13 protein-coding genes and 1 pseudogene are annotated in these 13,753 nt (G+C 53.3%); 9 read left to right on the top strand and 5 right to left on the bottom strand.

Features of this window, described 5'->3' with window-relative positions; all coding sequences use genetic code 11:
- Positions 1-65: 65 nt before the first annotated feature.
- The 6 genes and pseudogenes from ACR0NN_RS23765 to ACR0NN_RS23740 all read left to right on the top strand — a co-directional run bounded on the left by ACR0NN_RS23765 (position 66) and on the right by ACR0NN_RS23740 (position 5,165).
- Positions 66-911, top strand: coding sequence for a carbohydrate ABC transporter permease (locus ACR0NN_RS23765; RefSeq protein WP_170556212.1), 846 nt, complete (start codon positions 66-68; stop codon positions 909-911).
- On the top strand, positions 908-1,744 hold the full coding sequence (locus ACR0NN_RS23760; RefSeq protein WP_170592031.1) for a carbohydrate ABC transporter permease: 837 nt from the start codon (positions 908-910) through the stop codon (positions 1,742-1,744). The genes ACR0NN_RS23765 and ACR0NN_RS23760 overlap by 4 nt, the downstream gene beginning before the upstream one ends.
- 23 nt (positions 1,745-1,767) lie before the next feature.
- Positions 1,768-2,808: an ABC transporter ATP-binding protein gene (locus ACR0NN_RS23755; protein WP_170727552.1), complete on the top strand. Its 1,041-nt coding sequence runs from the start codon at positions 1,768-1,770 to the stop codon at positions 2,806-2,808.
- Positions 2,809-2,820: 12 nt separating this feature from the next.
- Positions 2,821-4,098 (top strand): MGH1-like glycoside hydrolase domain-containing protein, encoded by a 1,278-nt coding sequence (locus ACR0NN_RS23750; RefSeq protein ID WP_170727547.1) that lies wholly within the window; start codon positions 2,821-2,823, stop codon positions 4,096-4,098.
- Positions 4,095-4,761 (top strand): annotated as a pseudogene (locus tag ACR0NN_RS23745) (D-lyxose/D-mannose family sugar isomerase). The gene ACR0NN_RS23750 and the pseudogene ACR0NN_RS23745 overlap by 4 nt, the downstream one beginning before the upstream one ends.
- The gene (locus ACR0NN_RS23740) at positions 4,749-5,165 is read left to right on the top strand and encodes a GNAT family N-acetyltransferase (RefSeq protein ID WP_170727544.1); all 417 of its coding nucleotides are present in this window, start codon (positions 4,749-4,751) and stop codon (positions 5,163-5,165) included. Before ACR0NN_RS23745 ends, ACR0NN_RS23740 begins: the two are co-directional and overlap by 13 nt.
- 357 nt (positions 5,166-5,522) lie before the next feature.
- Here ACR0NN_RS23740 and ACR0NN_RS23735 read toward each other — a convergent pair whose 3' ends face one another.
- Positions 5,523-6,461 (bottom strand): LysR substrate-binding domain-containing protein, encoded by a 939-nt coding sequence (locus ACR0NN_RS23735; RefSeq protein ID WP_170727542.1) that lies wholly within the window; start codon positions 6,459-6,461, stop codon positions 5,523-5,525.
- Between the two features lie 146 nt (positions 6,462-6,607).
- Between ACR0NN_RS23735 and ACR0NN_RS23730 the strand changes: the two genes are divergently transcribed.
- On the top strand, positions 6,608-6,886 hold the full coding sequence (locus ACR0NN_RS23730; RefSeq protein ID WP_170727540.1) for a DUF4242 domain-containing protein: 279 nt from the start codon (positions 6,608-6,610) through the stop codon (positions 6,884-6,886).
- A 234-nt stretch (positions 6,887-7,120) separates the two neighbouring features.
- Here ACR0NN_RS23730 and ACR0NN_RS23725 read toward each other — a convergent pair whose 3' ends face one another.
- Positions 7,121-7,594 carry a DUF6714 family protein gene (locus ACR0NN_RS23725; protein WP_170727537.1) on the bottom strand — a complete coding sequence of 158 codons (474 nt, stop codon included), beginning with the start codon at positions 7,592-7,594 and terminating at the stop codon, positions 7,121-7,123.
- A 71-nt stretch (positions 7,595-7,665) separates the two neighbouring features.
- On the opposite strand from ACR0NN_RS23725, the gene ACR0NN_RS23720 reads away from it, so the two are divergent.
- Positions 7,666-8,133 (top strand): hypothetical protein, encoded by a 468-nt coding sequence (locus ACR0NN_RS23720; protein ID WP_170727535.1) that lies wholly within the window; start codon positions 7,666-7,668, stop codon positions 8,131-8,133.
- A 210-nt stretch (positions 8,134-8,343) separates the two neighbouring features.
- Here the strand turns inward: ACR0NN_RS23720 and ACR0NN_RS23715 are convergent, their stop codons facing one another.
- The 3 genes from ACR0NN_RS23715 to ACR0NN_RS23705 form a co-directional block, all read right to left on the bottom strand.
- Positions 8,344-9,240 (bottom strand): LysR substrate-binding domain-containing protein, encoded by an 897-nt coding sequence (locus ACR0NN_RS23715; RefSeq protein ID WP_170727533.1) that lies wholly within the window; start codon positions 9,238-9,240, stop codon positions 8,344-8,346.
- Positions 9,241-9,568: 328 nt separating this feature from the next.
- Positions 9,569-11,311 carry an adenylate/guanylate cyclase domain-containing protein gene (locus ACR0NN_RS23710; protein WP_170727527.1) on the bottom strand — a complete coding sequence of 581 codons (1,743 nt, stop codon included), beginning with the start codon at positions 11,309-11,311 and terminating at the stop codon, positions 9,569-9,571.
- Positions 11,312-11,606: 295 nt separating this feature from the next.
- Positions 11,607-12,575: an ornithine cyclodeaminase family protein gene (locus ACR0NN_RS23705; protein WP_480685687.1), complete on the bottom strand. Its 969-nt coding sequence runs from the start codon at positions 12,573-12,575 to the stop codon at positions 11,607-11,609.
- A gap of 289 nt (positions 12,576-12,864) precedes the next feature.
- Between ACR0NN_RS23705 and ACR0NN_RS23700 the strand changes: the two genes are divergently transcribed.
- Entirely contained in the window at positions 12,865-13,521 is a 657-nt protein-coding gene (locus tag ACR0NN_RS23700; RefSeq protein ID WP_170727526.1) for a DUF924 family protein, read from the top strand.
- The last annotated feature ends 232 nt before the right edge of the window (positions 13,522-13,753 follow it).

Genomic DNA, 13,753 nt, shown 5'->3' with positions numbered 1-13,753 from the left:
AATAGGTGGGCCGCTTTGGCGGCGGCCCGTTTCCCAGCATTTTCCCAATTTAAAGGAGCGGTCCGATGGAAGCGCGGCTATTGCCATACTTTCTGATCCTCCCGGTGACCCTGTTTCTCTGTCTGTTTTTCCTCTACCCGTTTGTGCTGGTTGCGCAGGAGGCGTTTGGAACGGAGAACGGTTTCTCACTGGATAACTTTCGCGAGGTTGTGAGCTACTGGAAGTTCCCGATCTCGATGAAGAATACATTCCTTCTGGCCGCTGCTGTCGTGCCGATCCAGCTGGCACTGTCCCTACTGATGGCCACGATGGTCACGAAGATGCAAAAGGGCCGCGATCTGGTTCTGTACATTTGGACAATTCCGCTTGGCATATCTGACCTTGCTGCCGGTATCATCTGGCTGGCGATCTTCGAGCAATCGGGTTTCCTGAACTCGATGATGGTAGGACTCGGTGTCACGGACCAACCTGTGAGCTTGCTTAGCTATCAATCCCCGTGGATCGTCTTCCTGGCGATTATGCTGGCCGAGATTTGGCGTGCGACCGCGATCATGCTTGTGATCCTGGTGGCGGGCATCGGTTTGATCCCCAAAGAATATTATGAGGCCGCCGATGTGTTTGGAGCTTCTCGGTGGAAGCAATTCACCCGGATCACCCTGCCAATGCTGCGTCCATCGCTGCAAACAGCATTGATCCTGCGTGTCATTCTGGCTTTTGAAGTCTTTGCAGTCGTCGCAGCGCTCGGTGGCACGCTCTTCCCGGTGCTCATGGGTGAAATCTACGCGTACCAATTTGACCTGCAAAATGGCGGCGGAGCAGCTGCATTGGCGATCATCGTTCTGATCATCTCGATCGTCTTTACTCTGCTCATCATGCGCGCACTACGTGTCCCGAAAGGAGCAACGATATGACCGCTGTAGCTGATGTTGTAGCCCCTGATGCCCGCAAGGCGGGCAGGGGGATCTACCGGGCCGGAGTGATCTTGCTGTGTGCCTGGGTGATCGTACCGCTCTACCTGTTGTTCGTGAACACGATGTCTTCACCGGAAACGGTGAACAGCTTCCCGAAGAGCTTCATTCCGGAGTTCAATATGGGATCCGTGAACTTCTTCATGGGGTTCGAAGGGATGTTGATGGCTTTGTGGAACTCTGTGGTGGTTGCTGTGCTGACGATGGTGATGTCAATCACCATCGGAGCGCCGGCAGGTTACGCTCTTTCTCGGTTTGAATTCCGCGGGAAAGAGCTGTTCAGGTTGCTGATCTTGCTTACACGGGCTTTCCCGCTTCCGCTTCTGGCACTTCCGCTTGCGGTTCTCTTTATCCGCACAGGGCTGGACGACACGGCCTTTGGCCTGTCGCTTGTGCACACGACCCTGGCGATTCCGTTCGCGGTACTGATCACCTTCTCGCTTTTCTCGGGCATTCCGTTGGAGCTGGAGGAAGCAGCCTGGACTTTGGGCTGCACGCGCCTGACCGCATTTACCAAAGTGATCCTACCTCTGGTGTTGCCGGGGATCACGGCCTCGGCGATCTTCGCCTTCGTGATTTCGTGGAACGAAGTGTTCGCGGCGGCCGTGCTGACCATCGAGAACCGGACGCTTCCCGCGTTCCTTTTGCAGACATTGGGTGAAGCTCCGTTGCACCTGAAATTCGCAGGCGGCTTCATCCTCGTGGTGCCTGCACTGATCTTCATCTTCGCTGTGCGCAAATATCTCTTTGCCATGTGGGGCATCGCCAACCGCTGAGCGGTGGCTGAAAGGAAACTGTTATGGCTGAAATACAGATCAAGAACGTCGCCAAGAACTTTGGATCTTACCAAGCTCTTCACGACATCAACCTGACCATCGCAGACCAGGAGTTCATGGTCCTTCTAGGGGCTTCTGGCTGTGGTAAGTCTACGCTCTTGCGTATCATCGCCGGACTTGAGACGGCTACAACCGGTGAAGTCTGGATCGGAGGGCGTCGTGTGGATCACCTATCGCCCAAGGATCGCGGCATTTCGATGGTGTTCCAGAACTATGCGGTCTTTCCACACCTGACGGTGTTCGAGAACATTGGCTTTGGACTGCGGATGCAAAAATTGCCCGATGACGAAGTTAAACGCCGCGTCGAGCGTACGGCAGGGTTGATGCATATTGAGCAGCTCTTGAAGCGCTATTCGGGCGAGCTGTCAGGTGGTCAGCGCCAACGGGTCGCAGTAGCGCGCGCATTGGCAATGGAGCCGGACGTAATCCTGATGGACGAACCGCTTTCGAACCTGGACGCGCTGTTGCGGATGGAAATGCGGGCAGAGCTAAAGGGCGTTTTGGCCGAAAGCAAAACCACCGCCATCTACGTGACCCACGACCAAGTCGAAGCCATGTCCATGGCCGACCGGATCAGCGTTATGCACCAGGGCAAAATCGTTCAGGCAGCCTCGCCCATCGAGGTTTACAGGGATCCAGCGGCCGAGTTTGTTGCCAGCTTCATCGGCAATCCGCCGATGAATTTCCTCCCCGCTGAAGCTGCGGGCTCTGGTCGCTGGACCGTCGCAGGGCAAAACTTTGACGGCCCGGCAAGTGGCAAAGATTTGAAATGGGCCATTCGCCCGGAAGATCTGCGCATTGCCGATGCGGGCTTTGGAGCGCGGGCTAAGGTAGTGGAACCTTTAGGCGCGCATCTACTTGTGACGTGTGATGTAGACGGACATCAATTCCGCGCTGTCCTGGACAGTGAGCTCAACGTGAAACCTGGCGACGTAATTACGCTGGCGCCTCAAGAAGGCAGGGGACGCTGGTTTGATCCGGAAACCACTCTGGCCGTCGCCTAAAGGAGAAGCAGGATGAGCCAAGCGCTGATTGATCGGGCCCGTGACATTATGGAAGGAAATGACCGGGGCGGCTACACAGTGCCGACGCACGGTCTCTATCCGTTCCAATGGAACTGGGATAGCGCTTTGTCCGCGCTTGGCTTTTCGCATTTCGACATGGACCGGGCCTGGGTCGAAGTCGAGACTCTCATGGCGCATCAGTGGGATGACGGTATGGTACCCCATATCGTATTTCACGAACCTGATGACGGGTACTTCCCCGGTCCTGATATCTGGCAAACCGGCCAAGCCGTGCCCACGACCGGGATCACCCAGCCAGCGGTCGCTGGCTTGGCTTTACGCAAGCTTTACGACCGCTCTGATGACAAAGCTGTCGCTCGTGCGCGTCTGGGCAGGCTCTTACCGAAAGTCCATGCATGGCATCAGTGGTTTTATCGCAACCGTGACCCCGAAGGCACTGGGCTGGTGGCGATCCTGCACCCATGGGAGTCTGGTCGGGACAATTCTGTAGATTGGGACGAGGGGTTGGAGGCCGTGCCAACTGAGGGCGTAACCCCGTTTACGCGGCGCGACACTACGCACGCCAACCCCGATCATCGCCCGACTGATGATCAGTACCAAAGGTATATCTGGTTGGTTGAGCACTTCCGCGAATTGGGATGGGACAACGCGAAACTGCATAACGCCTCGCCATTCAGACTGGTTGACCCGGGCTTTAACGCCATCCTGATAAGGTCCTGCGACGATGTCGCTGAATTGGCCGAAATCTTGGACATTCCGTCGATGGCTTCCGAAGCCCGTAATATGGCTGCCAAGGGCCGCGCAACGCTTGAAAACTTATGGAATCCCATGCTTGGACAATATTCGTGTTACAACCGTGCCGCGAGTAGATTGCAGGACACGCCAACGGTCGGTGGCTTACTTGCGGCAATTGCGCACGTGCCCAACGAACGCGCCGAAGCGCTGGCTCAAAGGATCGAATTGTTGGCCGAGCGATGCGGTTATCTGGTGCCCAGTCACGATCCGGCGGATGAAGCCTTTGACAGCAAACGCTATTGGCGTGGGCCAACATGGTTGGTCGTGAATTATATGATCGCGGAAGGTCTGGCCCGGTCGGGACAGAACGCTATGGCGCAGCGCATCCTGGCTGACAGCTTGCGCCTCATAGAGAAAAGCGGCTTTGCAGAGTACTATGATCCCGTCAGCGGTGAGCCGTGTGGCGGCGGAGACTTTACCTGGACGGCTGCAATGGTAATCGAAATCCTCAAGGCTCAAAAAGTGGCTGCATGAAACGCTCACGTATCCACAAGGTTATGGCGTACGCAGACGACGTAATTGGCTCTCACGGTTTCACGTTACCACCTTTCGCTTATTGGACACCCGAGGAGTTCAAGGCACGTGATCAACGCGCGTTGCGGTCGGGATATCACCGACTTCGGTGACGGTGATTTTGATAGGATGGGGCTGTTTCTTTTCACGCTACGCAACGGTCTACAGAGTGATTTGGCCAAAGGCGGCGGCATGTGCTACGCCGAGAAGCTCCTGATTTCACGGCAGGATCAGCTGTCGCCAATGCACACGCATGTTCTAAAGGCCGAAGATATCATCAACCGCGGCGGCGCAACCCTGGTCGTTGAACTCTTCGGCTCGGACGACGCGGGCGATTTTGCAGAAGGCCGCGGTGGAGTGGTCTTGTTGGACGGCATCCGCCACAACTTTGGTCCGGGTGAGAAACTGCGCCTGGCGCCGGGTGAAAGCGTCACTTTACGCCCCGGCGATTGGCACGCATTCTGGGGCGAAGGTGGGGACGTTCTGATCGGTGAGGTCTCGACCTTCAATGACGATGAAACAGACAATGTCTTTCGTGAGCCCATTGGACGTTTCTCTGAGGTTGAGGAGGATACTTTTCCAACACATCTTTTGGTCAGCGACTACTCAAAATGGCTTGGCTGATTGATGAAACCGATAGCGACGATCTGGCGCTGGAATTGGAAAGTTCCTTATTGAACGATCTGAGCCGCCAGCAGTCGCAAGGGGTCAACAGTACAATTGAACTTGTCTGCCAAAAGGATGGAATTCTGAAAGGCGGGCTTCTGGGTACAACATCTTACGGTTGGTTCTTGCTAAAAGTACTTTGGGTGGCCCCACCATTTCGGCGTCGGGGGCTGGCAAGAGCCCTGTTCGACCGTGCTTGTACTTTGGCCAGGGCAAGAGGCTGTCATAGCGTCTGGCTCGATACCTCAAACCCTAAGGCCCGACAGGTCTATCTTCGTTGGGGATTTGTACAGTTTGGCCATCCGGAAAACGGGCCGGATAAGCGCCTCCAGAGCACTGTCGTTGGTTTTTGCAACGTTTAATTATTTGACCCTCCGTACAAAACCTAAGAGTACATTATCGGCTACTCACAACGGATTTGCTGCAGAGTTTAGTTGAGGTGTCTCACTCCGCGATTGCAAAGCGCATACAACAGTTATTCGAGAGGAAAACACCGAGGCAGGTTTTGTCCGCAGACCGTTGGTTCGCCCGACACCCAGGTTTGCAGCTGCGGCGAATGGCGGCTTTGGCGGGCCGCACTGCAGCGATCTCGAATCTTGCTCAACGGCAGGTTTGGGCCGTTTTCGCCCGACCTGAAGGTGAACTATCGATTAGGCACTGGTTTCAGGTCAGCTTCTGACTCCGATGCGGGGGGCGAGTTCATTTGCATACGAGCGGGGTTAACCGTTGATCTGTAAACCCTCACTTTTATTCTTGTAGCCATTAATCCGCTCTTGGGTTTCGGTGGCTTCGCGCTTGAGCCAATCTACGAAGCGGCGCAATTGGGGACGCTGCAATGTATGCTCGCGCAGGTGAATCCGAAATGGGTTTGGCGCTGAAAGCCCCTTTTCAACAGGATAGGGAAGCACCAGGGACCCTTCTTCCAGATCGTTCTCTATCAAGGAAGCGCCGCAAAGGAGAAAGCCCACATCTTCTCTCACCGCTTCAAGGGCCATCTCCGCTCGCTTGTAATACGGTCCTCGGTCAGCGCCAGTACGCCGCATTCCGAAAGTTTGGAACCATTCGCGAAAACCTGGCCTGTCTTCTCTACTTCTGTGCTCTTCCAAATGAAGAAGCGGCATCCCTTCCATTTCGTGCTCGGTGTCGTAATCGGCTATTCTGCGTAAGTTGTCTGGGCTACATACAGGGACGAGATAATCGAAGAAGAGCGGCTCCCCTTTTTCATGTCCGCCGTATTCAACGCGGATATCTGGCGCCCCCAGCCGCATCGGAACGTCCCCCGCTCCGTTGATGCAAAAGAGAATGTTTGGATGGTTTTCTCTAAATCTTGGTAAACGAGGTGCCAGCCACAATTCAGACCAATCGGGATCGGCAACGATGTGAATTTCGCTAACTCTCTGAAAGTCGAGTGTGGCGGATACGCGTTCAAGTGCCGAAAATGCAGTGCGAAGATCCGTCAGTGCCCCTGAGAGTTCGGGTGTAGGGTGTAAACCCGATCGTCCACGGACCAAAAGGTCTGTTCCAAGGTAGTCTTCCAGTGCCCGGATCCTTTGACCAACCGCAGCTGGGGTGATCCCCAATTCGCTGGCGGCTGCTTTGAGCGAACCAGTTCGAAGGGCTACTTCGATAGCTTGAAGAGACTTGAGGTGCGTCGCCATGGGAGTTTGATAAAGATTTTCTTTCGACGGCGCAAATTTCTGCGCTACTACGTCAGTTTTTCTTTAGTACAGCAAAGAAAATTTGGTTCGGAATCTTGAAGCCTGAGTGCCACAATCTCTGTACACGGTAAAACGGAGGTGGAGAAATGTTGAAGAGATTTGTAATCGAACGGGACATTCCTGGCATTGGAGATTTTTCGTTGACCGAGCTTTGCGCCGCGTCGCGTGCTTCAAATAAAGCACTTGCTGACGTCGGCCCGTCAATTCAATGGCAACATTCCTATGTTGCCGGAGACAAAACATTTTGCATCTATCTGGCTGAAAGCGAAGCCGAGATTCAGCAGCATTCAGAGTTGTCGGGGATTCCAGTGGGAAAGATAACCGAGGTTCACCAAATCATCGATCCGCTTACAGCGAACAACTGATGCACATGGCACGCGCGGTGACCAGCCCTAGTTGGTCACCGCGCGCGAATTACCGATCTTTTTTAGTAAGAGTAGCGTAGCTCAACCATAGTCCAGATTTGGTTGCGCATTGGTGAATTTGTATCAACGTTGGTTTCGCAAATATTGCGAATGGCGGAAAACCGGTTAGGACAAAAAGCGCTGCGAAGATCCACATCAATTACGTAGATATCATCAAACCGGTGACCACACGCCTTATTCAATCCAGTAATTGACCAAAGCGGCTTCTGCAAATTCACCAAGCTCAGGATGGTCGCTGAAATAGTTCAAAAACCTCAACACGGCCTCATTCTGTGCAGGCGTCAATTGGTTGAACTTGGACTTCCTGAACTCATGCAGCAGTTCTTTCGATGTGCCGGGGTCGAGTGCAAGTAGGATGCTTTCACTGGCATATTCCGGACTGTCTGAATTTCGCAGAGCCCATATCAGATACGCGGGCAAGTAGTACTGAAAGGCTTTGGCGCTGAAGGCAGTGGGGGCAGCGTAACCGTAAACGATCATTTGATCGGTCATCTCATGCCATTTGACCCCGCCGTAGAATTCAAGAATATCCACGTCATCCACACATTCGGGATGAAGAAGTTCATCATCAGCAGGTGGATCAAGGCCGTCAAATGCAGCAATGATCTGAGTTGCAAGAGCTTCCGTTGTTGTCGTTACCTTTGGCATGGTGCCACATTAAACCGGCTGAAACCCCGAAATCGAGTGTATCAGCAACAATTCGGATTCGAGTGATTGTGATGGATAACGGACAAAAGCTCTTTCAGGACGTCAGCCATGAATTCCACGACAATTCCATTTATGCCCTAAAATTGATTTCGCCCGACCCAGACAACGATGACCGGGTGAGTGAGCTAAAACTCGACATTGATCATATTGAGGAATGGATCAGGCAGGACAACGGGCAATTCAGTTTCTCCGTTTCCCAGGTCAATCTGTGTTTCGAGGGCGTTTCCGATCTGTCCGTTTCCTTTTCGTTTCCGAAATCGACCGTTACACCGCTGCCAATCGACCGGATTACCCGGTCCAAAGAACCAGTTCGGATCCATGGAATGGACTATTCCGAGTTTGCCTGGACCATCGAACTGAATGACCGCCGCGGCGGTCGCATTTGCTTCCACGCCACCGGGTATCGCTTTGAAAGCGTCGGGGAACCCGTCATCTGCGAAGAACAATATATACCCAAACACCTGCGCCCACCGCAATGAATTCAAAATTTTTTTGTCACCACTGCAATTTACAACGTAGCAGACCATCTGCGATCTTGCCGAGGATCTGGATTAAGTACTTGGGTGTGTTTTTCGGTGCCGCTTGTGCCTGTCAGCCTTTCGGTTATCAGGTTTTGAAGAAGGAAAGCTACTCGGTGACCGATTGTCCGCCGTCACAGTGGCGGCGACTTCATTCTGCGCATAGCAAAATTAAGCAGTAGCCACACCTTCCGGGGATTGCGCCTCCTGTTGCAACCACTCTCGAACAACACGGACAGCTCGCCGCCGTCCCGCGCGCTGGTTGGTGGCGAGGTAATATCCACCAAAGGGAATTTCTACGTCGTTAAGGCTCACCAACGCACCTGTCTCAACTTCTGTTTGACAAAGGTGCTTGTCCATCAGAACCGCCCCTAGGCCGGCGACGGCTGACTGGATTGACAGGAGTGCTCCTAATGGGTGAGGCAGATCAAGAGTTGGAACTTCTTTCAAGCCAGATTTCGAGAACCATTCTGGCCAAAGACGGAATGTTGCCTCTTCAATCAATGGGCCGGTTGCCAGAACTTTGAGATCGGCCTCAGAACCTATAATTGGCGCAAAGTTTGGCGCGGCAAAAGCTCTGACCAGAGATGGGAACAACAGGTCGTACCCTTCGTCTGGGTGGGTACGCAGATATCTTAGGCCCAGATCGAAATCGTGCGCCTCAATATCCATGACCTCTGTTGTGATCGAAAGACGTAAGTCTATCTCTGGATGCGCGGCTTTCAGACGTGGTAGCCGTGGCACCAACCATTTTTGCGCGACGGCGCTCTCTGTCGTCATGGTAACAACACCCTTTGGTGCAGACGTTAGAGCGTCAGTTGCGATGGCAATTTGGTCAAGAGCGGGTGTGATCTGCCCCAAGTAGATTTGCCCTTGTTTGGTGAGGGCAACACCAGATTTTTGCGTCCGGAAAAGATGCACGTTCAGCCGCTTTTCCAACCCGCGTATGTGACGGGAAATTGCGGAGTGCGATACGTTCAATTCCTCCGCTGCACGGGTAAAGCTGCCCAACCTCCCAGCTGCCTCAAAGGCACGCAGCGGATTTAGGGGAGGTAAGTTTCTTGGCATGATCGATTGTGACTTTTTGGAACAATAAATGTCAAGAAATGGCGTTTGTGGGATGCCAAGCATTCTAAGAGAGTAGGTGCACAACCAATAAAGGAGAGATCCATGAAGTGCGCCTATACTCGTGATTTTGTATCACATCGTGAAGTCCCGGTCTCAGGAGTCAAAAGTGCGTACGCCTTGTGCGAAAAAGTCAACGAGTCGCTCCGATTATTGCTAGCAAAGCGAAATGATCCTATCAGAATGAGCAGGGTTGAACGGCAAGATTCCGAAATCTCAAACGTCGAGATCGATTTGCATAACGCCTTACACGGACCTTTGATTAAGTAAATCAGACAGACAAACCAGCTTTGTGCAGACCAGTCGCCAAAACTTCAAAATCGTCTCGACGCCGCCACATGGATTCATAACCACGCGCAAGAGTGGGGAGATTATCTTCGGTCACTTCGATGCCTCGACTCCCAAGTTCGTCATGGCGTTCCGCAATAAATTCCTGCAACGATGCCGCCGCCTCTGATTGCCGACCAAGATGCGCGTAAGAAGCTGCCACGAATGCCGCAGCTAGCGAGTTGAGCCGTGCCTCTCCCATCAAAAAGCCGATTGCTTTCTCGTAGTTTCCGCAGAAGAATTCTATCTGCCCCATGATCCAATCGATTGAAGGGGGATGCAACGGATCTAATCGCATTGCTTCCGATACGACCTCTTTCGCCTTTTCGTGCCTCCCCAGCAACAGAAAAGCATAACTGCACCACGCCATGGACTCCGCTTCGTTTTCGATCTGCGATAACGTCTTTTCGAACTGTGCATCAGCTTCGTCCCAGAGACCTGCGCAAAGATAAGCAAAACCCAGTTGGTCTTGAATGTAGACGTCTCGATTGTCCAGTGCGGCGCCTTTTCGGGCGATATGCAGGATGTGATCAGGTGCGTCAGAGTCTGCCAATCCGAGCCAAAGATCGATAACATAGGTGTCTGAGAGGTACATGTAGGACCGAGCGATGGACGGATCGAGCGCAATGGCCCGTTCCAGCAAGGCTCGTGCTTTAGCCGTATCCCTGGCATTTAGACCATCTCGAAGAGCTTTGCTTCGAAGCATCAGCTCATACGCCTTCATCTCATCTGCTGGTTTTTGCGATGATCGGTCGACAACGCTGTGTTGAACTCGTCCCGGAAGGACCGCAACGATGTTGCGGGCCACCTCGTCCTGAACGGACAGGATGTCTTCCAACTCGCGATCATATCGTTCTGACCAAAGCTGCGAGCCCGTGCTGGCTTCCGCGAGCTGTACGGAAATTCTTACCCGACTACCGGCCTTTCGAACGCTGCCTACGACGAGATAATCGGCTCCCAATTCTGCTGCGATCTCAGCCGGATCGGTTTCCTGAGTTCTGAAACGGAAAGATGCGTTTCTGGAGACAACCTGAAGAGTACGAAATCGAGACAACCCGGTGATAATGTCTTCCGCGATGCCATCGCTGAAGAATGCCTGCTCCGGGTCGTTACTCAAACTGAGCAGAGGTAAGACTGCGATGGTAGCTTTGCGGGATGTAGCTGCTGGCTTCGCGTCAGGCTGTGCTTGCTCCGCTCCTCCAATGCGCCAAGCCCTAACAGGCTCAGTGATGTTCTTGATGGTATGTGTGCCCGCATCCTCCCACACGACCGAAATGCGGTTGCCAACCACGCGATAGACAGCGTCCGAGACGAGCACACCTCCTGGCGGGGCAAGTTGCTCTAAACGCGAGGCAAGGTTAACACCGGAGCCAAAGACATCATCCTCTTGCTTGAGGATGTCACCAAGATTGATGCCAATGCGGAAAAGTAACGGGTCTGGCTCTTCCAAGGGTGATTGTTGCCATTCAACGGCGCAAGAAACCGCGTCTGAAGCACTAGTGAAGCTGGCCAAAAGGCCATCACCCATTAGTTTGACAATCCGCCCGTGGTGACGATTGATCAGTGGTGCAACTGTACCATCTATGTGAGCGGTTAACGCCGCAAGCGTGCCGGCTTCGTCTCGCTCCATTCGACGAGTATAGCCGACCATATCGGCGACCAGAATTGCCGCAAGCTGTCGCTCCAAAGTTGCCTCCCTTACTCTGCATAACGACCAGCGTGGTATTAGGCCATCGGTAACTGAATGGTCACATCTATTGATCGGAAGAATTGCGCTCGTTGAGAGCGCTCGTCCGGCACCGGCGTACACAAACGCAGCGAATGACCGGAATGCGGGCTGCGACCGTAGAATTTGAAATGTGTGCCGAGAATCTGGTTTGGGCCGCTTGTTGGACGTGATCACCGATGATGGACTTAAGGTCATAATGGTTGCACAGACAATCGTCGCCCATGGTGTGCATCATCAGTATCTTTTCCGCGATTTATCCGATCAGTGTACCAAGACCGGCCGCTTTGATGGCGGCATAGGCATGCACCGCGATGGCAGTGTCCTGAGCTCCGGTTCCGGTCAGGTCGCAAACAGTAATGGCCGTTGGATCCCGCTGGAAGGCATGCGGCGCTGAGGTGAGCGAACCAAGTTCCAATATGGCATTCCTATTAGAACCCAAATGCTGCAGCTCGCCCCCAATGCGACATTGAGCCTCGACGTCGCAGGCGAGTACATCGCAGCTTTCCAGGATCTTAGTATCCAACTCCTGCTTGTCCGGCAGGTCAGAACCCATGGCCGTTATATGAAGCCCGGGATGTAACCAATCAGCCTGTAAGAGCGGCTCTGTGGCCTGGGTGGTCGTCACCACGATCTGCGATGCGCAGACAAGCTCTTTCAGACTGACACGGGGCTCAACTGCGATGCCAAGGCGTTTCGTCATTTCACTGCAATATGCATTTACCCGTTCTGCGTTTCGACCATACACTAAGAGTCGCTCAAAGGTTCTGACTAGGGCGAGGCTTTCAACTTGGTATCGCGCCTGGACACCTGTTCCAACAACACCGAAGGTGGCGACGGCATCAGGCGCAAGATGTTTTGCCGCGACTGCACCCGCCAGACCCGTACGCAAATCCATCAAATAGCCGTTGTCGAGAAAGACGCAGTCAAACAATCCTGTCCGCGCGTTCACCAACGCCATGATGCTGCTGCAGCTGGGAAGCCCATGTGTTGGATTTCGAAAAAAACCGCTTGCAACTTTGACGGCTAAATGGTCAAGCCCCGCAACAAAGGCGCCTTTGGTGTCAACGGCGCTGTCCGCATCCACATCGATATGCATTACCGGTGGCATTGAAACGCGGCCTTCTGCCAACCAGGTGAAAGCTTGTTCTGTCGCATGCAAAGCAGGTTCATCAACCTTCAGACAGGATCGCAACTCGGTTTCAGTTACAAGCAATGTCGGCACTCTAATGTTCCCTTTAGCTAATCTGCTCAAAATAGCCGAGCTTCAAACCAAAGTCAGGACGCTGCGCCAAACCGATCGTCTGTGTATTGCGCCACATCCAACACATTGGGCTCTCAGCCGTTCGACGTATGAGTGGAAACAGGGAGCCCACAAGCGTCCAATGCAATCAGGATGAGAGGGGAAGTTCGAAATATGACCTCCAGTTAGCCAATCAATTTTGATACGAGCAAAACAGAGCAAATTACCAGTTTGGCTAGTTGATCTGCAGCCGTTTCGAAAGGCCAAGCTCATGAACAGTTCAGCAATCACGCCTGAGGGGATCATTAAGTTCTGGTTCCCCGAAGGTCCTGCGCCCGAACCGAAGGAGCACTTGGAGCTTTGGATGTGGCGGATGCGTGGTGGCGCCAATGTCGAAGTTTTGGAGAAATACTCGGAAGTCACGCAATTGGCTGCGGACGGGGAATTTGATTATTGGGCTGAGACTCCGGAAGGCCGATTTGCGTTGATAATCATCTTGGATCAGTTTCCACAAACTGTTTGGGCAGGCACGGCCAAGGCGTTCTCGCAGGACCCGAAAGCCCTGAAACTCTGCCTAGAAGGGTTCGAAAACGGACATTTTGATGCGCTCGAAAACGTGTGGTACAAAACCGCATACAAAATCCCACTTGAGCATTGTGAATGCACCAATCATCTTGCCAATTTGGATCGTGCGGCGGCAATTGCAGAGGCTCTCGCAGAAGAAGCCCCCGCGCACCTGAAAGAATTGTACGAAAGGGCCACACAACAACCCAAACTACATCGTGCAGTAGTGGCAGCTTTCGGTCGTCATCCACACCGAAACGAAGTTCTGGGTCGTCAATCAACGGAGGCAGAACTTGAATATCTGGCAAAGGGGGAATTCCCACACCAGACAGACCTTGGAGAACAGTACAGGGGCTTAATGTAGATACCCAGGATCAGATGCTTCCGGTTGAGATTCCAGCCTTTTCTCATTCCATGATTGTTCGCACCGAAATCGCACTCAAGTAAAAGGCTGCCAAGTCCGCGCGGCTTGAGAGCGATTGCAACGAGAATCCAAAATGCAGGGTAATGGGCCGTTCGGCATGTCATGGTCACCGGGGCAGGGGCTTATACTGCCACCGCTCCAATGTCAGAACTGAGCCCAATGCGGGCTTTGC

Source organism: Ruegeria sp. BA2, from assembly GCF_056539605.1.
The sequence above is the reverse complement of the archived record's forward strand: the minus strand, read 5'-3'. Positions and strand labels throughout refer to the sequence as shown.

Excerpts from the sequence above, each read along its gene's own strand:
- ACR0NN_RS23700 (WP_170727526.1), top strand. The coding sequence starts at position 12,865 with ATGAACAGTTCAGCAATCACGCCTGAGGGGATCATTAAGTTCTGGTTC.
- ACR0NN_RS23730 (WP_170727540.1), top strand. The coding sequence starts at position 6,608 with ATGTTGAAGAGATTTGTAATCGAACGGGACATTCCTGGCATTGGAGAT.
- ACR0NN_RS23750 (WP_170727547.1), top strand. The coding sequence starts at position 2,821 with ATGAGCCAAGCGCTGATTGATCGGGCCCGTGACATTATGGAAGGAAAT.
- ACR0NN_RS23740 (WP_170727544.1), top strand. The coding sequence starts at position 4,749 with ATGGCTTGGCTGATTGATGAAACCGATAGCGACGATCTGGCGCTGGAA.
- ACR0NN_RS23725 (WP_170727537.1), bottom strand. The coding sequence starts at position 7,594 with ATGCCAAAGGTAACGACAACAACGGAAGCTCTTGCAACTCAGATCATT.
- ACR0NN_RS23715 (WP_170727533.1), bottom strand. The coding sequence starts at position 9,240 with ATGCCAAGAAACTTACCTCCCCTAAATCCGCTGCGTGCCTTTGAGGCA.
- ACR0NN_RS23755 (WP_170727552.1), top strand. The coding sequence starts at position 1,768 with ATGGCTGAAATACAGATCAAGAACGTCGCCAAGAACTTTGGATCTTAC.
- ACR0NN_RS23720 (WP_170727535.1), top strand. The coding sequence starts at position 7,666 with ATGGATAACGGACAAAAGCTCTTTCAGGACGTCAGCCATGAATTCCAC.
- ACR0NN_RS23735 (WP_170727542.1), bottom strand. The coding sequence starts at position 6,461 with ATGGCGACGCACCTCAAGTCTCTTCAAGCTATCGAAGTAGCCCTTCGA.
- ACR0NN_RS23760 (WP_170592031.1), top strand. The coding sequence starts at position 908 with ATGACCGCTGTAGCTGATGTTGTAGCCCCTGATGCCCGCAAGGCGGGC.
- ACR0NN_RS23765 (WP_170556212.1), top strand. The coding sequence starts at position 66 with ATGGAAGCGCGGCTATTGCCATACTTTCTGATCCTCCCGGTGACCCTG.